This window comes from Actinomadura napierensis (assembly GCF_039529375.1).
Lineage (GTDB): Bacteria > Actinomycetota > Actinomycetes > Streptosporangiales > Streptosporangiaceae > Spirillospora > Spirillospora napierensis.
This window is the reverse complement of the sequence record NZ_BAAAMR010000038.1, coordinates 20,771-46,239: the sequence shown is the minus strand read 5'-3', so window position 1 is coordinate 46,239 and position 25,469 is coordinate 20,771. Positions and strand designations below refer to the sequence as shown.

General features: G+C 73.1%; 23 protein-coding genes. 12 read left to right on the top strand and 11 right to left on the bottom strand.

The window, feature by feature from the left end:
- Window position 1: 1 nt before the first annotated feature.
- The 3 genes from ABD296_RS21900 to ABD296_RS21890 form a co-directional block, all read right to left on the bottom strand.
- Window positions 2–1,150 (bottom strand): DegT/DnrJ/EryC1/StrS family aminotransferase, encoded by a 1,149-nt coding sequence (locus ABD296_RS21900; RefSeq protein ID WP_344270004.1) that lies wholly within the window; start codon window positions 1,148–1,150, stop codon window positions 2–4.
- 69 nt (window positions 1,151–1,219) lie between these two features.
- Entirely contained in the window at window positions 1,220–2,692 is a 1,473-nt protein-coding gene (locus ABD296_RS21895) for a hypothetical protein (RefSeq protein ID WP_344270002.1), read from the bottom strand.
- 116 nt (window positions 2,693–2,808) lie between these two features.
- Window positions 2,809–3,474: a response regulator transcription factor gene (locus ABD296_RS21890; protein ID WP_344269999.1), complete on the bottom strand. Its 666-nt coding sequence runs from the start codon at window positions 3,472–3,474 to the stop codon at window positions 2,809–2,811.
- A gap of 293 nt (window positions 3,475–3,767) precedes the next feature.
- Between ABD296_RS21890 and galE the strand changes: the two genes are divergently transcribed.
- Window positions 3,768–4,778 (top strand): UDP-glucose 4-epimerase GalE, encoded by a 1,011-nt coding sequence (gene galE, locus ABD296_RS21885; protein ID WP_344269998.1) that lies wholly within the window; start codon window positions 3,768–3,770, stop codon window positions 4,776–4,778.
- On the opposite strand, the gene ABD296_RS21880 is transcribed toward galE, so the two are convergent.
- Both ABD296_RS21880 and ABD296_RS21875 read right to left on the bottom strand, forming a co-directional pair.
- The gene (locus tag ABD296_RS21880) at window positions 4,775–5,410 is read right to left on the bottom strand and encodes a DUF2752 domain-containing protein (RefSeq protein WP_344269996.1); all 636 of its coding nucleotides are present in this window, start codon (window positions 5,408–5,410) and stop codon (window positions 4,775–4,777) included. The genes galE and ABD296_RS21880 overlap by 4 nt on opposite strands.
- 123 nt (window positions 5,411–5,533) lie before the next feature.
- On the bottom strand, window positions 5,534–5,968 hold the full coding sequence (locus tag ABD296_RS21875; protein ID WP_344269994.1) for a hypothetical protein: 435 nt from the start codon (window positions 5,966–5,968) through the stop codon (window positions 5,534–5,536).
- Between the two features lie 119 nt (window positions 5,969–6,087).
- Here ABD296_RS21875 and ABD296_RS21870 point away from each other — a divergent pair, with 119 nt between their 5' ends.
- Window positions 6,088–6,630 carry a dihydrofolate reductase family protein gene (locus ABD296_RS21870; protein ID WP_344269991.1) on the top strand — a complete coding sequence of 181 codons (543 nt, stop codon included), beginning with the start codon at window positions 6,088–6,090 and terminating at the stop codon, window positions 6,628–6,630.
- 17 nt (window positions 6,631–6,647) lie between these two features.
- Here ABD296_RS21870 and ABD296_RS21865 read toward each other — a convergent pair whose 3' ends face one another.
- A complete protein-coding gene (locus ABD296_RS21865; RefSeq protein ID WP_344269988.1) occupies window positions 6,648–7,790 on the bottom strand; it encodes an FAD-dependent oxidoreductase in 1,143 nt (380 codons plus the stop codon).
- An 87-nt stretch (window positions 7,791–7,877) separates the two neighbouring features.
- Between ABD296_RS21865 and ABD296_RS21860 the strand changes: the two genes are divergently transcribed.
- Window positions 7,878–8,471, top strand: a complete 594-nt coding sequence (locus ABD296_RS21860) for a TetR/AcrR family transcriptional regulator (RefSeq protein ID WP_344269985.1) — start codon at window positions 7,878–7,880, stop codon at window positions 8,469–8,471.
- Between the two features lie 16 nt (window positions 8,472–8,487).
- On the opposite strand, the gene ABD296_RS21855 is transcribed toward ABD296_RS21860, so the two are convergent.
- Window positions 8,488–9,084 (bottom strand): TetR/AcrR family transcriptional regulator, encoded by a 597-nt coding sequence (locus tag ABD296_RS21855; RefSeq protein WP_344269983.1) that lies wholly within the window; start codon window positions 9,082–9,084, stop codon window positions 8,488–8,490.
- Window positions 9,085–9,192: 108 nt separating this feature from the next.
- Here ABD296_RS21855 and ABD296_RS21850 point away from each other — a divergent pair, with 108 nt between their 5' ends.
- Window positions 9,193–10,413 carry an alpha/beta fold hydrolase gene (locus ABD296_RS21850; protein WP_344269981.1) on the top strand — a complete coding sequence of 407 codons (1,221 nt, stop codon included), beginning with the start codon at window positions 9,193–9,195 and terminating at the stop codon, window positions 10,411–10,413.
- Here the strand turns inward: ABD296_RS21850 and ABD296_RS21845 are convergent.
- Window positions 10,400–11,563, bottom strand: coding sequence for a cytochrome P450 (locus ABD296_RS21845; RefSeq protein ID WP_344269979.1), 1,164 nt, complete (start codon window positions 11,561–11,563; stop codon window positions 10,400–10,402). The genes ABD296_RS21850 and ABD296_RS21845 overlap by 14 nt on opposite strands.
- Window positions 11,564–11,574: 11 nt before the next feature.
- Window positions 11,575–11,760 carry a hypothetical protein gene (locus ABD296_RS21840; RefSeq protein ID WP_344269977.1) on the bottom strand — a complete coding sequence of 62 codons (186 nt, stop codon included), beginning with the start codon at window positions 11,758–11,760 and terminating at the stop codon, window positions 11,575–11,577.
- Window positions 11,761–11,927: 167 nt separating this feature from the next.
- Between ABD296_RS21840 and ABD296_RS21835 the strand changes: the two genes are divergently transcribed.
- From ABD296_RS21835 to ABD296_RS21815, 5 genes are all read left to right on the top strand, one after another.
- Complete coding sequence (locus ABD296_RS21835) at window positions 11,928–12,539, top strand: TetR/AcrR family transcriptional regulator (RefSeq protein WP_344269974.1); 612 nt, start codon at window positions 11,928–11,930, stop codon at window positions 12,537–12,539.
- 317 nt (window positions 12,540–12,856) lie between these two features.
- A complete protein-coding gene (locus ABD296_RS21830; RefSeq protein WP_407061496.1) occupies window positions 12,857–14,065 on the top strand; it encodes a PucR family transcriptional regulator in 1,209 nt (402 codons plus the stop codon).
- 62 nt (window positions 14,066–14,127) lie between these two features.
- Complete coding sequence (locus ABD296_RS21825) at window positions 14,128–14,733, top strand: TetR/AcrR family transcriptional regulator (protein WP_344269970.1); 606 nt, start codon at window positions 14,128–14,130, stop codon at window positions 14,731–14,733.
- Entirely contained in the window at window positions 14,730–16,088 is a 1,359-nt protein-coding gene (locus tag ABD296_RS21820; protein ID WP_344269968.1) for an MFS transporter, read from the top strand. The genes ABD296_RS21825 and ABD296_RS21820 overlap by 4 nt, the downstream gene beginning before the upstream one ends.
- Entirely contained in the window at window positions 16,078–17,508 is a 1,431-nt protein-coding gene (locus ABD296_RS21815) for a pyridoxal phosphate-dependent decarboxylase family protein (RefSeq protein ID WP_344269966.1), read from the top strand. Before ABD296_RS21820 ends, ABD296_RS21815 begins: the two co-directional genes overlap by 11 nt.
- Here ABD296_RS21815 and ABD296_RS21810 read toward each other — a convergent pair.
- A complete protein-coding gene (locus ABD296_RS21810) occupies window positions 17,505–19,880 on the bottom strand; it encodes a D-alanyl-D-alanine carboxypeptidase family protein (RefSeq protein WP_344269965.1) in 2,376 nt (791 codons plus the stop codon). The two genes, ABD296_RS21815 and ABD296_RS21810, sit on opposite strands and share 4 nt — an antisense overlap.
- A 264-nt stretch (window positions 19,881–20,144) precedes the next feature.
- Here ABD296_RS21810 and tnpB point away from each other — a divergent pair, with 264 nt between their 5' ends.
- Window positions 20,145–21,497, top strand: a complete 1,353-nt coding sequence (gene tnpB / locus ABD296_RS21805) for an IS607 family element RNA-guided endonuclease TnpB (protein ID WP_344269964.1) — start codon at window positions 20,145–20,147, stop codon at window positions 21,495–21,497.
- Window positions 21,498–21,791: 294 nt separating this feature from the next.
- Window positions 21,792–22,211 (top strand): CBS domain-containing protein, encoded by a 420-nt coding sequence (locus ABD296_RS21800; protein WP_344269962.1) that lies wholly within the window; start codon window positions 21,792–21,794, stop codon window positions 22,209–22,211.
- 4 nt (window positions 22,212–22,215) lie between these two features.
- On the opposite strand, the gene ABD296_RS21795 is transcribed toward ABD296_RS21800, so the two are convergent.
- The gene (locus ABD296_RS21795) at window positions 22,216–23,415 is read right to left on the bottom strand and encodes an aminotransferase class V-fold PLP-dependent enzyme (RefSeq protein ID WP_344269960.1); all 1,200 of its coding nucleotides are present in this window, start codon (window positions 23,413–23,415) and stop codon (window positions 22,216–22,218) included.
- A gap of 113 nt (window positions 23,416–23,528) precedes the next feature.
- Between ABD296_RS21795 and ABD296_RS21790 the strand changes: the two genes are divergently transcribed.
- Window positions 23,529–25,412 carry an ABC transporter ATP-binding protein gene (locus ABD296_RS21790; RefSeq protein ID WP_344269958.1) on the top strand — a complete coding sequence of 628 codons (1,884 nt, stop codon included), beginning with the start codon at window positions 23,529–23,531 and terminating at the stop codon, window positions 25,410–25,412.
- Window positions 25,413–25,469 lie beyond the last annotated feature (57 nt).

Sequence of the window (25,469 nt, the reverse complement as noted above, 5' to 3'; positions counted from 1 at the left end):
GTCAGCTCCGGGCCCGCAGTGCCTCGGTGAGCGCGGCGACGACGCGGTCCTGCCCGTCGGACGTCAGCCCGGGATACAGCGGGAGGGACAGCAGCTCCTCACCGACCCGGTCGGTCACCGGCACCCGCGCGCACTCGTCGGCGCCCAGGATGTCCCGGTAGGAGGTCATCTGGTTCGCGGGGATGAAGTGCACGGACGTCGACACGCCCGCCGCCTCCAGCTCCGAGCTGATCGCGTCCCGGTCCGGGACCCGGACCTGGTAGAGATGCCAGGCGTGCCGGATCCCGTCCAGGTTCCGCTGCGGCAGCGTCAGGCCGGGCAGGCCGCGGAACGCCTCGTCGTAGGCGGCGACGATCTCCGCGCGGCGCCGCTGCCACTCCGGCAGCGCGGCGAGCTGCGCCCGCCCGATCGACGCCTGCACGTCCGTCATGTTCGCCTTGAGGCCGATCTGCTTAACGTCGTACCGCCAGCTTCCGCCGGGCAGGTACCGCTTCCACGAGTCCTTGCTCATCCCGTGCAGCCGCATCGCGCGGACCTTCTCCTGCAGCCCCTCGTCGCTCGTCGCGATGGCGCCGCCCTCGCCGATCGGCATGTTCTTGGTGGCGTAGAAGGAGAAGCACGCCGCGAACGACTCCGACCCGACGGGCTTCCCGCCGCGCGCCGCGCCCGGCCCGTGCGCCGCGTCCTCGACGATCCGCGTCCGGTCGAGCCCGGCCGCCTCCGCCAGCGCCGCCACGTCCACCGGGTAACCGCCCTGGTTCTGGACGATCATCGCCGCCGGCTTCGTGCGCGCAGCCGCCGCTGCCACGGTCTCGGGGCTCGGCACCAGCGTGTCCTCGTCGATGTCGACCAGCACCGGCCGGTGCCCCGCGTGCAGGATCGCGTTGATCGCGCCGCAGAACGTCAGGCTCGGCGTCAGCACCGCCGACCCCGGCGGCAGCTCCAGCCCGCGCAGGCACAGCTCCAGCGCGGTCGTGCACGAGGCGACCGCGACGACGTGCGCGGCGCCCAGGTAGTCGGCGAACTCCTGCTCGAACGCGGCGGTCTGCGGCCCGGTGGTGATCCACCCCGAGTCGAGGACCTTCACCACGGCGTCCGACACCTCGCCGGACAGCGACGGAATCGTGAACGGAACGGTGGACTGGCCCACAGATTCCGACGAAGTCGGACCGGGGGGTGTGGGGGGTCGTCCCCCCTCGGACGGTACTGCACTCATCTGCTACCCCTTGATCTTGCGGGACGTGGCGATGACGCCGAGGAGCGGCCAGCCGGACGCGGCGACCAGGTCGCGGACCGTCTCCAGGCCCGACACCCGCGTCACCGGCCCGACCACCACGACCACCCCGACCTCGTCGTCCGATCCCGGATCGATGTCCTCGAACGCGTGCACGTGGCACACCGCGCGCACGGGCACCGGAACCGGCTGGGTGATCTCCGATGGGGAGACCGCCTCGCCGGACCTCTTCGTCATCACGGCGGTGCCGCCCCCGGCGCGGACCACCGACGTGCTCCTGCCGGTGCCGGGACCGGAGCTGTTCAGCGACGGGCCGTCGGCCGGCCCGCCGGCGGACCCGTCCTCGGGCCCGTCCTTCTTCGGCTTGCCGTCCTTCGGCGCGCCGTCCTTGTCCTTGGCGTCCTTGGGCTTGGCGGACGCGCCGGCGACGGTGCCTCCGCCGTCGCCCGGCCGCTGCCGGACGGGCCGGGACCCGACGACCTTCGTCCGGTCCCCGTACACCGCCGACGCCACCGACGACACCAGGTCGGCCGGCAGCGGGCCGGGCGCGCCGACCAGCGTGACGTTCCCGACCTCCTCCTTGCGGGCGGCGAGCCGGACCCGCCGGCCGAGGTCGGCGAGCTCCGCCGGTCCCCGGTCCGCCCACCCGAGCAGCGGGACGCCGAGCCGCCGCGCGACCCGCCGCTGCCCCGGGATCGTGGGACGCGCCATCTCCGCCACGACCGCGATCAGGATCCCGGCGATCAGCCCGACCAGGCCCGCGACCGCCGCCATCATGACCGCCGGGTTGCTCTTGGGCGCCAGCACCGCCGGCTGCACCACCGAGGCGTTCCCGGCGGCCAGCAGCTGCGCCTGCAGGTCCGAGCGGTTCGACCGCAGGTCGGTCAGCTCCGCCTGCACCCGCTCCCGCTCGTTCGCGGCGCCGATGTCGGGGTTCGGCTGCGCGCCGGCCCGCCGCGACAGCGGCCCGAGCCTCTTCTCCAGGTCGCGCACCCGCTTGTCGATGCCGGACATCTGCTGCGTGATCGCGCCCTGGTTGGAATCGTTGATCTCCTTCACCACGGCCGTGCCGATCGCGTCGGTCAGCCTCCGCGCGGCCTGCGGGTCCTTGTCCTTCACCGACAGCTCCACCACCGTGGAAGTGCCGAGCCCGGCGACCGAGATGTTCTTGGCGAGCCCGCTGGTCGACCGGTGCAGGTGCAGCTGCCCCGTCACGCCGTTGAGCAGGTTCTCGCTGGTCGCGAACGCCTTCACCTGGCTGACCACGGTGCTGACGCCGGCGTCGCCCGCCGCCGCGTCCGCCGCCTTCGCGGTCGCCTGCAGCCGCGTCTTGGCGACGGCGGGCGGGTCCTGCCGGCTCATCACGCCGCCCACCAGAACCAGCGGGACGACCGTCATGACCAGCAGGAGCGCCCAGTAGCTGCGGGCCACACGCGCCGCGACCTCATCGATCTCCACGGGTCTCCCCTCCGGCCTGCTGCATCGGTACGGCCGAGCGTAGGAAGGCCCGTGGCCTCCCGAATCGCCCAAACGACGACCCCCCACTACGCCGTTTGCACCAGTCGGCCCGGTGGTCAGTCGCCGGAGCCCGGGCGCATGCCGGCGCGCATGGCGAGCGTGATCGCCTCCAGCGCCGAGTGCAGGTCGAGCTTCGCCAGCAGGTTCTGGGTGTGCGTGCGGACGGTGTTCGCCGACAGCCCGAGCCGGTCGGCGATCTCCGCGCGGCCGAGGCCGTCGACCATGCACTGCAGCACCTCGCGTTCGCGGGGCGTCAGGTCCGCCAGCAGCCGGGTGCCGCCCGCGTCGCGCGCGTCGCCCGCGGCGAGCCGGCGCAGCACCTCGCCCAGCACCTCCGGGGGGAGCCAGCCGCCCTGCCGCGCCGCCGACCGGATCACCCGCGCGACCAGGTCGGCGCCCTCGGTCTTCGACAGCCAGCCGACCGCGCCGCGCCGCACCGCCTGCACCAGCGTGTCCAGGTCGCTCATCGCGGTCAGCACCACCACCCGCACGTCCGGGTGGTCCTCGCGGACGCGGTCCAGGACGTCCAGGCCGCTCTCGGCGCCCAGCGTCATGTCCAGCACGACCACCTGCGGTCGCTCGGTGCCGGCGAGGGCCAGCGCGCGCCGCACGTCCGCGGCGATCGGCAGGATCACCAGGTCGGGCTCGCGGCCCAGCCGGGCGGCGAGCGCCTCGGCGAACAGCGCGTGGTCGTCCACGATCAGGACCCGGATCGGTTGCATCCACCGACCATGACCGGTGCGGACGCGATCCGGATCCCGCAAACGCTGTAGTCGTTTCGGACATGCCGCGGCGGCCGGGGCACCGGGCACGGAACCCGTCCCGCGCGCCCGTCCGGGGATCTCCGCAGGTGGCGGGCGCGCGGGGGAGAACCGTGCGCGGACGCCCCGGACCGGCCGCCGGTTCACCGCCGTCCGGACCCGGACAACCTGGAGCGCGGTCCGTTGACCATCCGCGACCGCCTGCCGATCCTGTGCGTGACCGAGCAGGGACGCACCGGCGCAGGGGATGCCATATGAAAGTCCTGATCACAGGGGGAGCCGGGTTCATCGGCAGCACGATCGCGTCCGCGTTCGCCGAACGCGGGATCACGCCGGTGGTGCTCGACAGCCTCATCACCGGCCGGCAGGAGTTCACCGACGGAAAGATCTTCTACCAGGGCGACATCGGGGACGGGGACCTCGTCGACGCGATCTTCCGGGAGCACCCGGAGATCACCGTCGCGGTGCACTGCGCCGCGCTGATCGTGGTGCCCGACTCGATGAAGGACCCGCTGCGCTACTACCGGGTCAACCTCGGGCGGACCCGCGACTTCGCCGAGCACCTGGTCCGCAACGGCCGGGACAAGATGATCTTCGCCTCGACCGCGGGGATGTACCGGCCGGAGGCGGACCTGTCGGTGTCGGAGACCTCGGCGCTGGAGCCGCAGAACCCCTACACCCGCTCGAAGATGATGGCCGAGCTGATGCTCGAGGACGTCTGCCGCGCCACCTCGCTGCGGGTCGTCTCGCTGCGCTACCTCAACCCGATCGGCGCCGACCCGCGGCTGCGCACCGGCCTGCAGAGCAGCAAGCCGACGCACGCGCTCGGCAAGATGATCGAGTCGTACGAGCTGGGCGTCCCGTTCAAGATCACCGGGGTGGACTGGGACACCCGCGACGGCACCGCGGTCCGCGACTACATCCACGTCTGGGACATCGCCCGCGCGTTCTGCGAGGCGGCGGACCGGTTCGACTCGATCGTCCCGCCGCTGCGCCCGGCCGGGGAGTCCGGCTACGAGGTGATCAACCTCGGCACCGGCGACGGCACCACCGTCCGCGAGCTGGTCGACGCGTTCCGCGAGGTCGTCGGCGACGCGTTCGTCGCGGAGGAGGCCCCGGCCCGCCCCGGCGACGTCGTCGGCGCGTTCGTGAACCCGGCCAAGGCGTGGGAGCTGCTGCGCTGGAAGCCGGAGTACACCATCGGGGACGCCATCCGCCACTCGCTGCAGTGGGCCGAGCGCCGCCGGGAACTCGACGTCGCCTAGGTCCGCGCCGGCCCGCCCGCCCGGGGCTCGCCCGGTTCCCTCCATCCTTCCGCCGGAGGGACCGGACGAGCCGGGCGGGCGCCGCGCCCGAACCGCCGGACGGCCGGCAGCACGACGAGCATCTGGACCGCCGCGATGGCGCCCGCGACGGCCATCGCGAGCCCCATGCCCATCACCTGGTGGCGGAAGTCGCCGTCGCCGTGGCGCAGCATCTCCGAGTGCGACGCCTGGTACGCCCACAGTCCCGCCACGGCGAGGACGGCCAGCGCCCACACCACGGCCGGACGCGGCACCCGCACGTTCACCCACCGTCCGGCGGAGAGCCCGACGGCCCACCTGACCAGGACCAGGATCGCTCCCGGCACCACCACGAACGCGAGCGGGTTGTACTCCCACGCGGTGGCGACGTCCCCGCGCATCAGCGCCTGCACCGCCCGGGTCCCGCCGCACAGCGGGCACACCATGCCCACCAGCCGGAGCGGGCTGTGCAACGCGATCGGCGGCAGCCCGAACACCGCCATCGCGGCCCCCGCCGCCAGCCCGAGCACCGCCAGCACGCGGAGCCCGCGATGCCGGTCGTCCCGGTCCCAGCTGAACCGCACGGGCACCAGCCGCCCTATGGCCGTCGTCATCCCCCCGTTCTACCCCGCCACGGCCCTCAAGAGGAAACGGTCAGGTCGGGATGAAGAGGGCCTCGTGGGGTGGGGGCGCCGATCCGCCGTCAGTGACCGGCACCTCGATTCTGGTGAAGTGCATCAGTTCGCTCCGATGAACTGGTGGTCGGTGCGGATGCGGCCCTCGCCGTCCAGGGTGATGACGTCCAGGCCGCCGCCGACGGCCTCGCCCGTGCTGACCGAGACCATCGACCAGCGGAAGGCGAGCACATTGGGCATGAGGACGGTGGCCTTTTCGGCGGCCTTGAAGGTGTGCTCCCCGGGAGCGACGAACATGTCGTAGGCGCGCGAGACCCTGGCGTTCAGTGCGTCGTGGCCGCGGACTTCCAGCGGCGGAATGGGAAAGGCCAGGTTGCGTGCGGCTTCGCGGATCTCCTGAGGCGGGTCCACCAGGACCTGGATGCCGTCGGTGGCCCACAGTTCCTGGACGAGAGTCTGGCGCGTCTCGGGGTCGGGCTCGTTCCACTGCGCGATGTAACGGTCGGCCCATTGATCGTGTTCGAGTCGTTCGTTCATGTGCAGCGGTGTGCGGCGTGAGCTGCGGCGATGCGATTCCCTGGAGGGAATGGCGGCGCGATGAATTTCTGCGCGGAGCATGGTCTCAACCAGGGTCGGCCGATCGATGGAGGCACAGCGTGGGCAAACTTCAGTACCAGTGCATGATGTCGCTGGACGGGTTCATCGCGGGCCCGGGTGGTGACATGTCGTGGATGGCGGACTACCTCGGCCCCGATCCGGCCGTGGACGAGGTCATGAGGCGGACGGGCGCGCTGCTGGTGGGGAGGCGCACCTTCGGCGGCGACGATCCGCACAAGGGCACCGAGCAGGAAGGCGAGCCGTACGGCGGCGGATGGGACGGGCCGCAGTTCGTGCTCACCCACAGCCCGCCGGACGCGGCCGTCCCCGGCGTCACCTTCGTCGGCGACCTGGAGAGCGGTGTCGCGGCGGCGAGGGCGGCCGCCGGTGACCGCGACGTCGGCGTCCTCGGCGCGCAGGTCGCCGCGCAGTGCATCGCCGCCGGCCTGCTCGACGAGGTCTTCGTGTCCGTCGCCCCCGTCATGCTCGGCGACGGCGTCCGGCTCTTCGACGACCCGGACGCCGCGGCGGTGAAGCTCGAACGCCTCGGCGTCGTCGAGTCCCCGGCGGCGACGCACTTGATCTTCCGCGTCGTCCACTGAGGGACCGTCCGGGCGGTTCAGTTCCGCTGGTGCGCGGTGAACCGGTCGACCAGGCGGGCGACGGGGTCGGGGCCGAACATCAGGTCGAGGGAGGCGGCCGACTCGGTGGCCGAGGCTTCGCTGCGCGGGAAGAGCGCCTTCTCATAGGCCGCGAGGGCGGCCTCGATGTCGCCGGGATGGGCGGCGATGGCCTCGCCGAGTTCGGCGCCGTCGAGCATGGCGAGGTTGGCGCCCTCGCCGGCGAACGGCGACATCAGGTGCGCGGCGTCCCCGAGGAGCGTCACGCCGGGCACCCGGTCCCAGCCGTGGCCGACGGGCAGCGCGTGGACGCGGCGCGGCACCGGCGCGCCGTCGGCCTCGCCGATCAGCGAACGGAACGCGTCGTCCCATCCGGTGAAGCGGGCCAGGACGGCGGCCTTGGCGGCCGCGGTGTCGGTGAAGTCGATGCCGTCCAGCCAGTCCTCGCCGGTCCGGAAGGCGGTGTAGACGTGCAGGCTGCCGTCGGTCTCGCGGTGGGCGAGGATGCCGCGCTGGCCGTCCAGGGCCATGAAGAAGCCGCGGCCGATCAGGTCGGCGCCGCCGGGATGGCGGGCGTCGGCGTCCAGCAGGTCGAGTTCGACGAAGGAGATGCCGGTGTAGGCGGGCCGTTCGGGGGACAGCAGCGGACGGATCCTGGACCAGGCGCCGTCCGCGCCGACCAGCAGGTCGGTGGTGATCGTGGCGCCGTCGGCGAAGGTCACCTCGTGGCGGCCGTCGTCCAGCGGCCGGGCGCCGGTCGCCTTGGCGCCCCACCGGACGGTGTCCTCGGGGAGCGGGTCCAGCAGGAGGTCGCGCAGTTGCCCGCGGTCGACCTCCGGGCGGCCCCCGGTCTCGTCGTCCTCCTCCTGCATGGCGACGGTGCCGTCCCTGTTGGCGATGCGCATCGCCTGACCGCCCGGATGGATGATCGCCCGGAACGGCTCGTAGAGGTCGGCGGCGCGCAGCGCGGCCTGCCCGGAGTCCTCGTGGATGTCGAGCATGCCGCCCTGGGTGCGGGCGTCCCGGCCTGCCTCCAGGTCGAACACGGCCGCCTCGATGCCGTGCACCTGAAGGACGCGCGCCAGCGTGAGGCCGCCGAGGCCGGCCCCGATGATCGCGATGGAGTGGTGAGCGGTGGTCATGGCGAACGCCTCCAGGTGGTAGAACGACTATGAAACCATAACGACTATGAGTTCATAGTAATTCCAGAGGCGTCGTAGGATGAGCCCATGGCACGGACGGACCAGGGACGGCGCGAACGCAGGAAGGCCGCGACCCGGCAGGCGCTGGCCGACGCCGCGCTGCGGCTGTTCCAGGAGCACGGCTACGACGGCGTGACCGTCACCCAGATCGCCGACGAGGCGGACGTGTCGATCGCCACGCTGTTCAAGCACGTGCCGGACGGGAAGCAGGCGCTGATCTTCGACGACGGCGCCGAGCGCCGCGAGGCGATCCTGGCCGCCGTGCGGGAGCGGCCCGCCGGCCGGACCGCGCTGCAGGCCCTGCACGGCTACCTCGCCGAGCGCGGCCCGTTCGCCCGCGACCTGCCTCCCGACCTGCAGCGACGCCGGGACCTGGTCATGGGCACCCTGGAGCTGCGCCGCTACCAGCGCCTCCTCTGGCTGCGCGCGGAGGGCCCGCTGGCCGAACTGCTGGCGGAGGAGGCCGGCCGCGCCGAACCCGCCCCGGCGGACCGGGCCCTGGCCCGCTACGTCCTGGAAGTCCCCGAGCTGGCGGGCGAAGCGCCCGACCCGTGCGCCGCTCTCCAGGAGATCTTCGAGCACCTGGAGAGCGGCTGGAGCACCCCCGTCCGCGGCGCCTGACCTGCGCCGCCTTCCGTCAGCGTTTCCGCGTCTCCCCGGCGAAGGCGGCTTCGGTGAGGGTGGTCGCGGTTTCCACGGCGGTGGCGACGGCGTCGTCGGGGGACAGGCCGCACAGGTCGGTGAGGACGAAGAACGCCTCGGCGCCGCAGGCCAGGGCGAGCGACTGCTTGAGGCGGGCCAGGGCGGCGGGCGGCAGGCCGTCGAACGGGGCCAGGACGTGGTCGATCAGGGCGAAGCGCAAGCCGGGGCGGGCGCGGGCGCGGGGCGGCGCCGCGATCGTGTGGGAGATCATCGCGCGGACGGCGCCCTGGTGGGTGTGGACGTGCCGGAGCAGGTACTCGGTGGCGAACGCGACGCGTCGGGCCGGGTCGGAGGACGCGGCGACGGGTGCGAGCGCCTCCTCAGGCCCCGGCCACACTGCCTCCAAGGCCTCCTGCAGGAGCGAGACCAGGTCGGGGAAGTAGCGGTAGGCGGTGGCCTCGGAGACGAGGGCGTGCTTCGCCACCTGCGGCATCGTCACCTCGGCGCCGGACCGGGCGAGGTCCCGGCAGGCGTCCACGATCGCGCGGCGGGTCCTGGCCTTCTGGTCCGCGCGCCCTGCCCCGGCCGTCATCCGTCCCGGCTCCTTCCTGAAGGTCCGCTCTCTTCGTGAGAGTGTACTTGCATGAAGCCGCGAAAGGCGCCTATCGTCATGAGAGTTCGCTCTCATGAAGGAGTGGTGATGAACAGAGTCGCGATCGTCCGGCCGGACGAAGGGGAGACCGTGCAGCTCGGGTCGACCACGATGCGGATCCTGGAAGACGGCGGTACGACCGGGCACCGCCTGGGAATCGGCGAGATCACCGTCGCGCCGCACACCGAGGGCCCGCCGCAGCATCGGCACGCACGGCACGACGAGGGTTTCTACGTCGTGTCGGGCACCGCGCGTTTCACGGTCGGGGAGACCAGCTATGACGTTCCGGCGGGCACGCTGGCGATGATCCCGCCGGGCGCGCCGCACACCTTCGCCAATCCGGGGGATGAGCCGCTGGTGCTGCTGAACACTTTCACGCCCGACCTGTACGTCCAGTACTTCCGGGATTTGAAGGAGATGATCGAGTCGGGTGCCGAATTCACCCCTGAGGCGACGGTCGACGTCATGAAGCGGTACGCGACCGAACCCGCCACGGAGTACGCCGACGGTGCGCGCCTGCTGTCCCTCGGGGACGTTCCGCTGACGGTCGCGGAACGCGGGGAGGGCGACCCCGTTCTGCTGCTGCACGGAGGTGCCGGTCCCGATTCCGTTTCGGGGTTCGCCGAATTGCTGGCCGGCTCTCGAAGGACGCTCACGCCGGTGCATCCGGGGTTCGGCGGCACGCCGCGTCCGGAACGGCTCGACTCGATCCGCGAGCTCGCCGAGGTCTACGCGCGGCTGCTGGCCGAGCTCGATCTCGAAAAGGTGACCGTCGTGGGCAGTTCCATCGGCGGCTGGATCGCGGCGGAACTCGCGCTGGTCGCGGGGGAGCGCATGAAGGCGCTCGTGCTCCTGGACGCCGCCGGGCTGGAGAGCGCCGAGCATCCCGCGGCCGACTTCTTCTCGTTGGCGTTCGACCAGGTCATCGAGCTCAGCTACGCCGATCCCGATGCGCACCGGGTCGACCTTTCGGCGCTGACCGACGAGCAGAAGCGCATCGCGGCGGGGAACCGGGAGGCGCTGAGCGTCTATGGCGGCGCGTCGATGTCCGACCCGACCCTGAAGGAAAGGCTGGCGGGCGTTTCGGTGCCGACGCTCGTGGTGTGGGGAGAGGCCGACCGGATGATGACGCCCGATTACGGACGGGAATTCGCCGGTGCCATTCCGGGTGCACGGTTCCACATGGTGGAGCACGCCGGGCACCTGCCGCAGATCGAGGCGCCCGGCGCACTGCTCGAAGTGTTCGAGGAGTTCGTCAGCGAGGCGTGAGGGTCACCGGGAATTCGGTGACGCCGCGGACGAACGAGTTGCGGAGCATGCGGGGGCCTTCGGAATCGGCCCATTCGGCGGTGTCCACGCGGGCGATGAACTCCTCGAAGAAGATGCGCAGTTCGAGGCGGGCCAGGGACGCGCCGAGGCAGAAGTGGGGGCCGAGTCCGAAGGCGATGTGGTCGCCCGGACGGCGGGTCACGTCGAGGACGTCCGGGGCGTCGAACACGGCCTCGTCGCGATTGGCGGACCCGTACATCAGCAGTACCTGCCCGCCGGCCGGAATGGGCACTCCGGCCACCTCGGTGTCGCGGGCGGCGACGCGGCACATGTTGAGGATCGGGGTCGTCCAGCGGACGAACTCCTCGACGGCGTCCGGGATCAGGGACGGATCGTCGCGCAGTTTCCGCCATTCCCCCGGGTGCCGGATGAGGGCGTCGAGGGCGGTGGCGATGACCGTCCGGGTCGTCTCGGCGCCGCCGACGAGCAGGAGCAGGGCCTCGTGGGCGAGGTGCTCGTCGTCGTAGCACGGCTGGTCGGGCGTCGCGTTCGACCACACGGACAGCAGGTCCTCCGACGGCCGGGCGCGGCGCTCCTGGGCCATGCCGAGGACGGCGAGCGCGAACTCGCCGACGGCGTTCACCGACTCCTCGGTGACGTAGCGCTCGCCGCCGCCCGAGACCACGGCGGTCGCCGACCAGTGGACGAGCTGCGGCCACTCCTCCTCGGGGAAGCCGAGCAGCCAGCCGATGACGCGGGCGGGCAGCGGCGCGGCGAGCGCCGGGATCGCGTCCACGGTGCCGGCGTCGAGCGCGGTGGTGATGCAGTCGACGGTGGTGGCGCGGACCTTCTCCGCGTACCGGGACACGCCACGCGGGGTGAAGCGCTGGTAGACCATGCGGCGGCGGTGCATGTGCTCCGGGTCGTCCATCCCGATCATGGACGGGTCGGACTGCAGTTGCGGCCGGTATCCGCGGGAGCTGATCCACAGCTTCGGGTCGCGCTCGATCGCGAACACGTCGGCGTGCCGGGACACGCCCCACAGGCGGTTCGCCTCGTCGTGGTAGACGGGCGCTTCGGCGCGGAGCCGCGCGTAGACGCTCCACGGGTCGGTCGCGTACATCTCGCCGTCGAGCAGGTCGATCTGCATGGGGCCTCCCGTCAGTGGTCCAGGGCGGTGACGCGGCGACGCGGCGTGCTCCCGGACGGGTCGGCGCGGTTGTAGAGCGCGACTTGGCGGCCGGACCCGGCCAAGGCGCGGGCGCTCGCGGTGCCGGGGCCGGACGCGCCGCCGGGGACGACGACGCCCGTGCGGGGTGTGGACGCTGGGGTGGCAGGGTCCGCCATCCGGTGCCTCCTTGGCTTGAGACTGCCGTCTAAACTAACGTCGCCGCCAAGCAAGCGGTAGGTACACGATCCGGAACCGGCCGCACCGGGCCGTCCGGCCCGCGCCCGGCGGCGCGAAACGGCCGAAGGTGCGGGAGAATGGGGGACGGGCACAGCGAGGAGGCGCTTTGAGCGGCGATGTGCGGTTCACCGTCACGCGGACGCTGACCAAGGATCAGCAGGCCAGGCGCGAGCGGCTGATCGACGCGGCGCGCGATCTCGCGCGCGAGGGCGGCTACCCGGTCGTCACCATGCACGACGTGGCGGACCGCGCCGGGGTGGCCCGCGCGACCGTGTACCGCTACTTCGCCACCAAGGACCACCTGCTCACCGAGGTCGCCGCGACCTGGGCGCACCGCATCACCGGCGACATCGACGCGCTGGCGGTCGGCGACACCCCGGTCGAGCGGCTCACCGCGCTGCTGGAGCGGATCGTCGAGGTGGCCGCGCAGGAGCGGACCCTGACCTCGGCCATCATCCAGGCCGTGACCTCGGACGACTCCAGCGTGGACGACGCCCGCACGGTGCTGTTCCTGTTCGTCCGCGACCGGCTGTCGGCCGCGATCGGCGAGCCGCTGCCCGCACGCGACGAGGTGGAGGTCGTGCTCGGCCACATCCTGCTCGCCGCGCTGGTCAGCCTGGCCTCGCTGCGCCGGCCCACCGAGGAGATCACGGACATGGTCCGGACGTCCGGGCGGCTGGTGCTGGCCGGCGCGCTGGCGGACGCGGCCCCCGCCTGACCAGGCCGGCCGCGGGGCCGGGCACCCTGCGGACGTGGATTCCGATGAACGCTTTGTCAGTCGGCTTATAAGCGCCCGACCGCAATGCGTGCCCGATCGTGCAGCCCGCTCCGGCCCGGCTCGGTAGCTTCCGGAATGGCCCCGGAGGACCGACCCGATCGGGGGCGGGAGGTGCGAAGGTGACGACGAGCCTGAGAGCTTTTGCCGGAGCCGGGGGTTCCGGGGCGTCCGGGGGCGGCGGGGCGCCGCCCGGCGCGGACGGGGGCGGGGGCTCGCCGCTGAAGCCCTGGGCCGGCGTCCCCAGCGAGCTGTCGGAGATGTTCCGGCCCCACCTGGAGGCCCTCGCCGAGGAGATGATCGAGGAGATCCTCGCCGGGATCCCCGAGTACTCGCGCCCGCAGGACGAGGAGTACGCGCGGCTCGTCCGGGCCGCGGTGGAGGGCGCGCTGCGGCAGTTCGTCGACCTGATCATGGACCCGGAGAGCTCCTGGGAGGCCGTCGCCGCCGTCTACCGGGAGATCGGCTGGGCCGAGGCCCGCGAGGGCCGCAACCTCGACATCCTGCAGACCTCGCTGCGGCTCGGCGCCCGCGTCGCCTGGCGGCGGCTCGCCTCGGAGTCCGAGCGCTACAACATCTCCCGCCGCACCCTCGCCAGCATCGCCGAGGCGATCTTCGCGTTCCTGGACGAGATCGCCCGCGCCGCCACCGAGGGGTACACCAAGGCCCGCGAGCAGGAGGCCGGCGAGCTGGAGCACCGCCGCCGGCGGCTGCTGGACATGCTGCTCGCCGAGCCGCCCGCCGCGCCGCAGGCCGTCGCCGACCTCGCCCGCCTCGCGCAGTGGCGCGTCCCCCGGACGGTCGCGGCGGTCGTCCTGTACGAGCGGGGGCAGCAGCCGTTCTCGCACCCGTCGCTGCCGCCGGACGTCCTCGCCGACGTCAACCGGCGCGAGCCCTGCCTGCTCGTTCCGGACCCGGAAGGCCCCGGGCGCGGCCGGATGCTGGAGTCGGCGCTGCGCAACTGGGTCGCCGCGCTCGGCCCGACCGTCCGCACCGAGGACGCCGCGAAGTCGCTGCGCTGGGCCCGCGAGGCGCTGCCGCTCGCGCGCCGCGGCATCCTGGTGTCCGACCGGCTGATCCGCTGCGCCGACCACATGCCGGCACTGGTGGTGTTCAAGGACGAGGAGCTGGTGCGCGCCGTCGCCGACCTGCGGCTCGCGCCGCTGAAGACCGTCCGGCCGCGGCACCGCGAGCGCCTCATGCGGACGCTGCTGTCGTGCCTGCAGAACGGGTTCAACGCCACCGAGGTCGCCACCCGGCTGCACGTCCACCCGCAGACCGTCCGGTACCGGCTGCACCAGCTCGAGGAGCTGTTCGGCGAGCGGCTGTACGACCCGGAGACGCGGCTGGAGATGGAGATGGTGCTGACCGTCTGGCTCACCACGCCGCCGGAGGGCCGGCCGGGCGCGGAGGTGATCCCGCTGGACGGCCCGCGCCGCCGCGAGCAGGACACCGCCGCCGCCGAGTAGCGGCGCCCCGGGTTCCATCAAGCGATTGACCAAGTCCGCGGCGGCGCCCTACGGTGCTGCCCATGACCAGCGACTCCGGCCGGGAGCGCATCCTCGATGCGGCGACCCGGCTGTTCGCCGAACACGGCTACGACGGCACCTCCACCCGCATGATCGCCGAGGCGGCCGGGCTGAACATCGCCACCGTCGCCTACCACACCGGCGGCAAGCGCGACCTCTACCTCGCCGTCATGGAACGCGCCCACCAGGCCGAACGCGCCGCCCTCGAGGCCGCGCTCGCCGACCTCACCCCCACCGCGGCCGGGATCGCCGCCCTCGTCGACCGCTACATCGACTTCTGCGCGGCGCATCCGGAGATCCCCGCGCTGTGGATGCACCGCTGGCAGTCGGACGCCGCCGACATCGCGGACCTGGAGACCCGGTACGTCAAGCCGCTGATGGACGCGGTCGTCGGCGCGGTCGGCGCGGCGGTGGGCGACGACGCCGACGTCGAGTACGTCGCCTGGACCGTCATCTGGAGCACCCACGGGTTCGCCCGCGGCGGCGTCCTGCGCGGCGACGGCCTGCGGCACCGCATGGACGACCCCGCCGCGCTCGCCCGCTTCCGCGCCAACCTGCACCGCCTCGTCCTCGCGGGCCTCGGCCTCGACGCCCGGGCCGCGCTGTGACGGCCCCCGCCACGGCCGCCCTGGCCCGGCGGCGGCTGCTCGGCTACGGCGTGGGCTCGGTCGGCACCGGCGTGTTCTCCGCCGTCCCCGGCCTGCTGCTCCTGTACTACCTGACCGACGTCCTCGGCGTCTCGGCGGCGATCGCGGGCGCGGTGCTCGTCGTCCCGAAGGCGTGGGACGTGGTGCTGAACCCGATCGTCGGCGCCGCCAGCGACCGCGAGGCCGTCCGGACCGGCCACCGCACCCGGCTGCTGCTGATCGGCGGCGCGACGCTGCCGTTCCTGTTCGCCGCCATGTTCGCCGTCCCGGTCGACTCGCCCGGGTTCGGCGCGGGCTGGGCCGCGGTGACGTTCCTGCTGGCCGCGAGCGCCTTCGCCTGCTTCCAGGTGCCGTACGTGGCGCTGCCCGCCGAGATCTCCGACGAGCCGTCCGAGCGCGGCCGGGCGATGGCGTGGCGGGTCGTGTGCCTGACCGTCGGCATCCTCGTCGCGGGCGGCCTCGCGCCCGCCCTGTCGGACGCCGCCAGGGGAGGCCGCGCCGGATACGCGCTGATGGGCGCCGTGATCGGGGCCGTCATGGGCGCCGCGTTGATCACCAGCGCGCTGGCCAACCGGTGGATCCCCGCCACGCCCGGCCCGCGCCCGCTCGGCCTCGCCGCCGCGCTGCGCGCCGCGCGCGGCAACCGCCCGTTCTTCGCGCTGCTCGGCGGCTACGTCTCGCACACCCTCGCCGTCGCCATCATGCTGGCGGGCGCCCCGTACGTCGCGACCTACCGGCTGGACGACTACGGGCTGACCTCGGCGATGTTCGTGTGCATGGTCGGGCCGAGCGCGTTCGCCGTCCCGCTGTGGCGGAAGATGTCCGTCCGGTACGGGATCGTCCCCTGCTATGTGACGGCGCTCGCGATGTTCGCCGTCACCGGCTTCGCGTCCTACCCGGCGATCTCCTCCGGGTCCCGCGCCGGCGTGCTGGTCCTCGCGGGGCTGACCGGCATCTGCTACGCCGCCGTCCAGCTGTTCCCGCTGTCGCTGCTGCCGGAGACCGTCCACGCCGACAAGGGACGCACCGGGCAGGCCCAGCCCGGCGCGTTCACCGGCCTGTGGACGGCCGCCGAGACCGGCGCCCTCGCCCTCGGCCCCGGCGTGTTCGCGCTGGTCCTGTCGCTGTCGTCGTTCCGGTCGTCGGACCTCGACGAGCCCGTCCAGCAGACCGGCTCCGCCCTCACCGGGCTGACCGCCGGGTTCACGATCATCCCGGCCCTGCTGTTCCTGCTGGCCGTCCCGCTCCTGCTGGCCTACCGCCGGCTCGCCGCCGCCCACCGACCGACCGAGGAAGCGCAGCCCCATGCCGTCTGACCCCACCTCCCTGCCGGAGCACGGCCGCCCGGCCGCAGACCTGCTCACCGAGCTCGCCCGGTTCCGCGACGCCGACCTGCCCGTGCGCGGCGGCCAGGTCACCGCCTACGTGTACGACACCGGACGCGAGGCCGTGCACGACCTCGCCGCCACCGCCTTCCAGGAGATGCTCGAGGTCAACTGCCTCGACCCCACCGCGTTCCCGAGCATCGTCGCGCTGGAGCGGCGCATCGTCTCCGTCGTCGCGGGCAGGCTCGGCGGCGGCACCGGCATCTTCACCAGCGGCGGCACCGAATCGATCATGCTCGCGGTGAAGGCCGCCCGCGACGCCCGCCCGGTCGCCGGACGGCCCCGGATCGTCCTGCCCGCCACCGCGCACCCCGCGTTCCACAAGGCCGCCCACTACCTCGGCCTCGACGTGGACCGCGTCCCGGTGGACGGCGACTTCCGCGCCGACGCGTCCGCCGTCGCCGCCGCGATCACGCCCGACACCGTCCTGGTCGTCGCCTCCGCGCCCTCCTACCCGCAGGGCGTCATGGACCCGGTCGAGGAGATCGCCGCCATCGCCGCGTCCGCCGGGGTGCTCTGCCACGTCGACGCGTGCGTCGGCGGCTGGGTGCTGCCCTGGCTCCGCGACCTCGGACGGCCCGTCCCGCCGTTCGACCTGTCGGTGCCCGGCGTCACGTCGATCTCCTGCGACCTGCACAAGTACGGGTACGCGCCGAAGGGCGCGTCGGTGGTGCTGTTCGCCGACGAGTCCGTCCGCCGGCACGCCTACTTCGCGTCCGCCGAATGGCCCGGCTACACCGTCATCAACGCCGGCGTCCAGAGCAGCAAGAGCGCCGGCCCGCTCGGCGCCGCCTGGGCCACCCTCAACGCGGTCGGCGCGCAGGGCTACCGCGACCTCGCCGCGACCGCCATGACGACCGCGGAACGGTTCCGCGCGGGCGTCGCCGGGATCCCGGGGCTGCGCGTCCTCGGCGACCCGGCCGTCCCGCTCGTCGCCGTCGCCTCCGACGACCCCGCCCTCGACGTCTTCGTCATCGCCGACGAGGCCCGCGCCCGCGGCTGGTTCTTCCAGCCGCAGCTCGCCTACCAGGGCATCCCGCCGAACCTGCACTTCACCCTGACCGGCGTCAGCGACGTCGGCGCGCTGCTGTCCGCGCTCGCCGACGCCGCCAAGGCCGCCCGCGCGTCCGGCCCGCCCGACGTGCCGGCCGACCTCCTCGCCGCCCTCGCCGACCTCGACCTGGACAGCCTCGACGACGCCGGGTTCACCGGCCTCCTCGCCGCCGTCGGCGTCGAGCTCGACGGCGGCGGCCCCGAGATGGCCGTCGTCAACGCCGTCCTGAGCGGCCTGCCGCCGGCCACCCGCGAGGCCCTGCTCGTCCGCTTCCTGTCCGCCCTCTACGCCGGCTAGTTCACCCTGATCAGGCGCTTCAGGTAGGACGGCTCGTCCAGCGGCGAGCCGAGGACCAGCGGCACCTTCGCCGCACCGGCCGCGACCTCGCCGACCCGCTCGCCGGCACCGCCCTGGTGCGGCGGGTCGCCCTGGACGCCGACCGGCACCCGCAGCCCCGGCCACCCCACGACCGTCACCGGGGACGCGGCGCGCAGCGGCGTCGTCCCGCCGAGCCCGTCGTCGACCTCGCCGACCCTGGCGCCCTTCGGTGCCAGGGTCGCCGCCGCCATCGCGTTCTCCGCCGCCTGGATGAGCTGCCCGGCCGCCTCCACGGCCCCCTGCGCGCTCGGGGACTTCTGCGCCATCACCGCGCCCAGGATCAGCGTCGGCACGCCCCCGACCTTCTTGCGCGCGGCGAACACGAAGTTCCCGCCCGCCGCGTCGGTGTAGCCGGTCTTCCCGCCGACCACCCCGTACTGCCCGACCAGGACATTGCCGCCCGGCCGCGCCGGGCTCCCGTCGTCGGGCACGTACGCCCGCCGGTTCACGATCTCGGTGAACGCCGGCACGTTCATCGCCGCCCGCAGCAGCTTCACCTGGTCGGCCGCCGTGCTGACCGTCCCGGAGTCGTACCCGCTCGGATCGGTGTAGCGGGTGCCGGTCATCCCGAGCTCACGCGCCGTCGCGTTCATCTTCGCGACGAACGGCTGGTCGCCGCCCGCGTCCCAGCGCGCCAGCTCGTGCGCCAAGTCGTTCGCCGAGATGATCAGCAGCGCCTCCAGCGCCTTGCGCTCGGTCAGCCGCTGCCCCGCCGTGATCCCGAGCAGCGACTCCCCGCGCTTCTTGCGCGCCGGGATCTCCGCCACCCCCTGCGGCGACACCGCCAGCACCGGCCCCGCCCCACCCGTCTTCAGCGGATGGTCGCGCAGGTACACGTACGCCGTCATCACCTTCGCGACGCTCGCCGTCGGCGTCGGCGTGGAGCCGCCGGACGACCCCATCGTCCCGAGGCCGTCCACGTACACCTGCGACTGCCCGACCGCCGGCCACGGCAGCGTGGGCGCCGCGCCGCTGAAGACATGGCTGGACGGCAGGGTCGACTCCACCGTCGGGTCCGGGACGGGCCTGATCAGCTGCCCGGCCACCACGCCCACCACCAGCACGAGCGCCGCGACCAGCACGATGACGAGGCGCCGCCGCTTCGGCCGCTCCTCCTCCTCCGCCGCCGCGGGCGGCGCCGTGGTCTCCCACGGCCCGCTCTGGCCCGGCCCCGCCTGCCCTGCTTGCCCGGTCTGTCCTGGCTGTCCTTGCTGCCCGGACTGCCAGCGGACGTCCTGCGGCCGGAACTCCGGCGCCGCCGGTGCCCCCGGCGGCGCCGCCGTGGTGCCCCAGCCCACCGCCGTCGGCCCCTGCCGCGGAGCCTCCCAACCGGGCGCCTGCGGCGGCACCGCCTGAGGCCGTGGCGCCTGTGGCGGTGCCGCTTGCGGCGGTGCTGCCTGAGGGGCGGCCGCTTCCCACGGCCTCGCGTCGCCCTGCGGGACGGACACCTCCCACGGCCCCGGCAACCGCTCGACCCGCGTCACCGACGCCGACGAATCACCCGCCCGATGCCCGTGGACCTCTTCCGGAGCCGGCTCGTCCTCGACCGCATCCGGCTCGGGCTCGGGCTCTGGCTCATCCGGCCATGCGGCTTGAGGCTGCTCGTCCTGCCCGTCGTCCTCCGGCGGCGTTTCCCACCACTGCGCGGCCTCCGCGCCACCGGCAGCCGGCTCGGCCGGCTGCACGGAAGTCCTGTGCGGCCGCTCGTCGAACCATCCGCCCCGCTGCGGCTCGTCGTCCGAGTCGGGCGTTTTCTGCTCCGAAAGGACGTGCTCCGCGGACGTGTCGTCCGCAGCCGCGTCCGTGCTTTCGTCGTCGTCCTGCTCGTCTTCTTCTTGTTCTTCCTGCTCTGCCTGGACGGACGGTTCCGCCTCTCCGGAAACCTCGTCCGGCTCCGGCTCCGGTTCGGCGAGTTCGGCCTCATCGACTTCAGGGCCGTCGTCCTCGTCAGCCGTGTCTTCGGAGTCCTCCGCCTCTTCCGCGTCTTCGGCCGGGTCGGGCGTGTCGTCCGGCTCGTCCTGCGGCTCGTCCTGCTCCGCGGACTCGGACTCCGGCTCGGCGGGCTCCTCCGGTTCCTCGGGCTCCGATTCGGCGTCCTTCGGCGGATCGTCGGCGTCGATCGTCTCGTCGGCGGGGGGCGCCGGTTTGCCGGGACGGCGGATGTCGGGCCGGGTGCGGGAGGCGTCCTTCACCGTCGGGATGCGGAATTCGGCGGTGGCGGTGCGGCCGCGTTCCTGCTCGACGTCCTCCGGGCGGTCGGCCGCGTCCGGTTCCTGCGGGACCTCGCTCACGGCCGCCCCCTCCTCAGTTCGGTGATCGCGCATGCGGACGGGGTGGTCCTTCGCCGTGGATCCCCCGTGCACCTTGAAAGATGTCCACCTTAGCGACGGAGTTCGCTTTGTTATGAATCAGTGATCTGCGGCGGCGCCGGAACGCGGGCGAAACCGGACGCGCCGGGCCCTGCGGGGTGCAGGATTGTTGAGTGGGAGGTGGGCGAATCTGCTCGTCTGTGGGTGTGTGTCAATGCGGGCTTTGCCGGTGCCAGGGTTTTGTCGGTGGCCGAGGTTACGCTGCGGGTTGTGATGGTTACGCAGGCGTACCGGTTCGCGCTGGATCCCACCCCCGCGCAGCAGCGGGCGCTGTGCTCGCATGCCGGAGCGGCGAGGTTCGCCTGGAACTGGGGCCTGGCCGCCTGCAGCGACCGCTACGACGCCGAGTCCAAGTGGTGGTCGGGCGTCGAACTGCACCGGCTGTGGAACCAGATCAAGAGGACCGACCCAGGTCTGGGCTGGTGGAGTGAGAACTCCAAGTGCGTCTATCAGGAGGCGTTCCGGGATCTGGATCGTGCGCTGCGCGAGTTCGTCCGGTCCCGCAATGGCAGCCGGAAGGGGCGGCGTCTGGGGTTTCCCCGGTTCAAGAAGCGCGGCCGGTGCCGCGACTCCTTCCGGTTCGGTGCCGGTGTGATGCGCTGCGGCGGCCGGACGGTCACCTTGCCGCGCCTGGGGACGATCGCCACGCACGAGTCGACCCGCAAACTGGCCCGCCGTCTGGAGAACGGGACGGCGCGGATCCTGTCGGCGACGGTGTCGCGGACCGCGCACCGCTGGCACGTCTCCTTCACCGTGCAGGTCGACCGTGCGATTCCTGAGCGGCACGCCCGGCCCGGTTCGGTCGTCGGTGTCGACCTGGGCATCAAGATGCTGGTGACCGCCGTCGACGACCAAGGTGTGGTGACCGAGATCGCGGGGCCGAAGGCACTGCGGGCCGGGCTCCGCAAGCTTGCGCGCCTGGGCAAGGCCCACTCCCGTAAGCAGCGTGGATCGGGCAACCGCGCCAAGGCCGCCGCACGGCTGGCCCGCCACCACGCTCGGGTCGCCGACATTCGCGCCGATGCTCTGCATAAGGCCACCGGCATGCTGGCCGCCCGGTACGAGACCGTGGTGGTCGAGGATCTCAACGTCACCGGGATGGTCGCCAACCGGCGGCTGGCCCGCGCTGTCGCCGATCAAGGGTTCGGCGCTGCCCGGCGGATGCTGGAGTGCAAGACCGGATGGAACGGCGGGCGGCTGGTCGTGGCCGACCGCTGGTTCCCGTCCTCGAAGACCTGCTCGGGCTGTGGTGGGCGAAAGCCAAGCTTGGTCCTGTCCGAGCGGACCTACCGGTGCGAGGTCTGCGGTCTGGTCCTGGGCCGCGACGTCAACGCCGCGATCAATCTGCGCGAACTCGCCGCCAGTGGGGCGGAGAGACAGAACGCCTGCGGAGGCGATGTCAGACCCGGCCCCGCCGGGCAACCGCCTGCGAAACAGGAACCCGGCACCGCCGTCACGGCGGGTCAGACCGGGACCGCCGCCGCGCAAGCGACGGCCACCCCAACAGCGGACACTCACTTCCGCTCACATTACGGGTGACGGTTGCGGAGATACATCGCCGACCCCCTGAACAGGCTGGTGTTCGCCCCCGGGCCGCGCTGGACCGGTTGTTCGCGCCGTTCAGGAAGGAACAGCGCGGGTGCGGGGCCGCCCGGGCGCGGTGCGGAACGTCCCCGGGCGCGCGGCGGAGCGTCCCTTGACGGGCCCTCTGGGCTGGGGCCGGGCCTCGATGAGTGGCCGCCGTTCTGTCGGGTAGGGCCGGGACCGTCCCGGGCGCTTCCGGCTGGTCCCGGTGCTCCCGGCGGAACGACCACGAGGCTCGAGGAGTGTGCAATGGCCACGAAGATCCGCGACATCATGACCGGTTCCCCGACGTCGGTGTCCCCGGAGCTCGACATCGTCACGGTGGCGCGGGCGATGCGCGACGAGGACATCGGCGCGGTGCTCGTCGCCGAGGGCGACGACCTGAAGGGCCTGGTCACCGACCGCGACCTGGTCGTGCGCGGGCTGGCCGCGGGCGGCGACCCCACCCAGGCCAAGATCGGCAAGCTCGCCAGCAGCGTCACCGCCACGGTCGGGCCGGACGACTCGCTCGACAAGGCCGCGCAGATCATGCGCGAGCGGTCGGTGCGGCGGCTGCCCGTCCTGGAGGACGGGCGCCCCGTCGGCATCGTCTCCATCGGCGACCTCGCGATGGAGAAGGACTCCGCGTCGGCGCTCGCCGACATCAGCGCGGCCCGCGGCAACACCTGAGCGGTCAGGGGAGCGCCGCCAGCAGGCGCTCCAGGTCGTCCTCATTGTTGTAGTAGTGCACGGAGGCCCGCACGGCCGCGTCGAGGCCGTGCGGGTCATAGCCGTGCGCCCTCGGTACCGCGACGCTGACGTTGACGTCCCGCTCCTGCGCCGCCGCCTGGATCGCGGCGGGCGGGTGCCCGTCCACGGTGAACGTGACGATGCCCGACGGCCGTTCGCCGCGGTCCCGGACGGTGACGCCGGGCCGTTCGGCCAGCATCCGCCGGAGCGTCGCGGCGAGGGCGGTGACGCGCTGCTCGATCGCGTCGATTCCCAGCGCTGACGCGTAGTCGGCGGCCGCGCCGAGCCCGATCTGCCCGGCGACGTACCGCTCCCACGTCTCGAAGCGGCGCGCGTCGCCGCGGATCTCGTAGCCGTCCGGCGCCTTCCACTCGGCGGCGGTCAGGTCGAGGAACGGCGGCTCCAGCGTCCGGGCGATCTCCCGCCGCACGTAGAGGAAGCCCGTCCCGCGCGGCCCGCGCAGGTACTTGCGGCCCGTCGCGGACAGCATGTCGCAGCCGATCTCGGCGACGTCCACGGCGAGGTGCCCGACCGACTGGCAGGCGTCCAGCAGGTAGAGGACGCCGTGCTCACGGCACAGCCGGCCGACCTCCGCCGCCGGGTTGACCAGCCCGTTGTAGGTCGGGATGTGGTTCAGCGAGACGAGCCGGACGCCGCCCTTGGCCAGTTCGGCCTCCAGTGCGTCGAGGGCGAGTGTGCCGTTCGCGTCGTCCGGGATCACCTCCACCCGGGCGCCCTTGGCCGCGGCGATCTGCTGGTAGGCGATCGCGTTGCTCGAGTACTCGTTCGTCGTGGTGAGGATCCGGTCGCCCTCCGCGAACGGGATCGCGTAGAACGCCATGTCCCAGGCGCGCGTCGCGTTCTCCACGTAGGCGATCTCGTCCGGCCGCGCGCCGATCAGCCCGGCGACCGCGCCGTAGAAGTGCTCGACCGCCTCGGCGTTCCGGGCGGCCGCCTCGTATCCGCCGATGGTCGTCTCCAGCGCGAAGTGCTCCGCGACCGCCTCGATGACGGGCGCGGGAGGCAGCGCCGCCCCCGCGTTGTTCAGGTGCGCCACCCGCGCGCAGCCCGGCGTGTCAGCCCGCGCCTTCTCGACGTCGATGCCGGTGTCGGTCCCCACGTTCCGCCCCTCTTCGTTGATCACCTCACAGATTGTCGTACCCGCGCGCCATCCTTGGCCATGGTGGCGGCTTGACCTCAAGATTCCTTGAGGTTTCACGATGGACGTCCCGGACCGACGATCGCTGAGGATTCCCGATGGACATGGAAGTCACCGCGTGGATGTCGCTGCACCACGCCATGAACGCGCAGGACGACCGCAGGCCGTTCTCCAAGGCGACGCTGCGCCGCATCGCCGCCTTCGCCCGCCCCCACCGCCGCCGCCTGTACGCGTTCCTGCTGTTCAGCGTCGTGATGGCGGTGCTGGCCGTGGCGACGCCCGTGCTGGCCGGACGGGTGGTGAACGCGATCGTCGACCGGTCCGCGACGTCCACCGTCGTGTGGCTGGCCGTGCTGATCGCGGTGCTGGCGGTCGCCGAGGGCGGGCTCGGCCTCGCCAACCGGTGGCTGTCGGCCCGCATCGGCGAAGGGCTGATCCTCGACCTGCGCACCGCCGTCTTCGACCACGTCCAGCGGATGCCGGTCGCGTTCTTCACCCGCACCCGCACCGGCGCGCTCGTCAGCCGGCTCAACAACGACGTGATCGGCGCGCAGCGCGCGTTCAGCGACACGCTCTCCGGGGTGGTCAGCAACCTGGTGACGCTGCTGCTGACGTTCGCGGTCATGGTCGGCATCTCCTGGCAGGTCACGCTGCTCGCGCTGCTGCTCCTGCCGGTCTTCGTCCTGCCGGCCCGCCGGATGGGCACCCGCCTCGCCGGGCTGGAACGGGAGGCCGCCCGGCACGACGCCGCGATGAGCACCCAGATGACCGAGCGGTTCTCCGCCCCCGGCGCCACCCTGATCAAGCTGTTCGGACGGCCCGCCCGCGAGTCCGCCGAGTTCGCCGCGCGCGCCCGCCGCGTCCGCGACATCGGCGTCCGCACCGCGATGGTGCAGCACGTGTTCATCACCGCGCTGACCATGGTGTCGGCCCTCGCGCTCGCGCTGGTCTACGGCCTCGGCGGCTGGATGTCGCTGCGCGGCCACCTCGACGCCGGCGCCGTCGTCTCGCTCGCGCTGCTGCTCACCCGGCTGTACGCGCCGCTGACCGCCCTCGCCAGCGCCCGCGTCGAGGTGATGAGCGCGCTGGTCAGCTTCGAGCGCGTCTTCGAGGTGCTGGACCTGCGGCCGCTCGTCGCCGAGAAGGCCGCGCCGCGCGCCGTCCCGGACGGGCCCGTCGCGGTCGAGTTCGACGACGTCACCTTCGCCTACCCGTCCGCCGACAAGGTGTCGCTGGCCTCGCTGGAGGAGGTCGCGACGCTCGACACCCGCGGCGGCGTCGACGTCCTGCACGGCGTGTCGTTCCGCGCCGAACCCGGGCAGATGGTGGCGCTCGTCGGTTCGTCCGGCGCCGGCAAGTCCACGATCGCGCAGCTGCTGCCGCGCCTGTACGACGCCGACGCCGGCGCCGTCCGGCTCGGCGGCGTGGACGTCCGCGACCTGTCGTTCGAGTCGATCCGCGCGACGCTCGGGATGGTCACCCAGGACGGGCACCTGTTCCACGAGTCGATCCGCGACAACCTCCTGCTGGCCCGTCCCGAGGCGTCCGAGGACGAGCTGTGGGACGTGCTGCGCCGCGCCCGCCTCGACGCCCTCATCGAGGGGCTGCCGGACGGGCTCGACACGATCGTCGGCGAGCGCGGCTACCGGCTGTCGGGCGGCGAGCGGCAGCGGCTCACCATCGCCCGGCTGCTGCTGGCCCGCCAGCGCGTCGTCATCCTCGACGAGGCCACCGCCCACCTGGACTCCACGTCCGAGGCCGCCGTCCAGGAGGCGCTGGCCGAGGCGCTCGGCGGGCGCACCGCCGTGGTGATCGCGCACCGGCTGTCCACAGTCCGCGCCGCCGACCTGATCCTGGTCGTCGAGGAGGGCCGGATCATCGAGCGCGGCACGCACGACGAGCTGCTCGCCGCGGGCGGCCGCTACGCCGACCTGTACGAGACGCAGTTCGACACCCGCCCGCCCCTCGAACCCGTCGCCTGAGGCCCGCGGCCCGGCCGGGGTAGAGCACCGATGAGTTCCGGGGCGCCGGACGGTCTG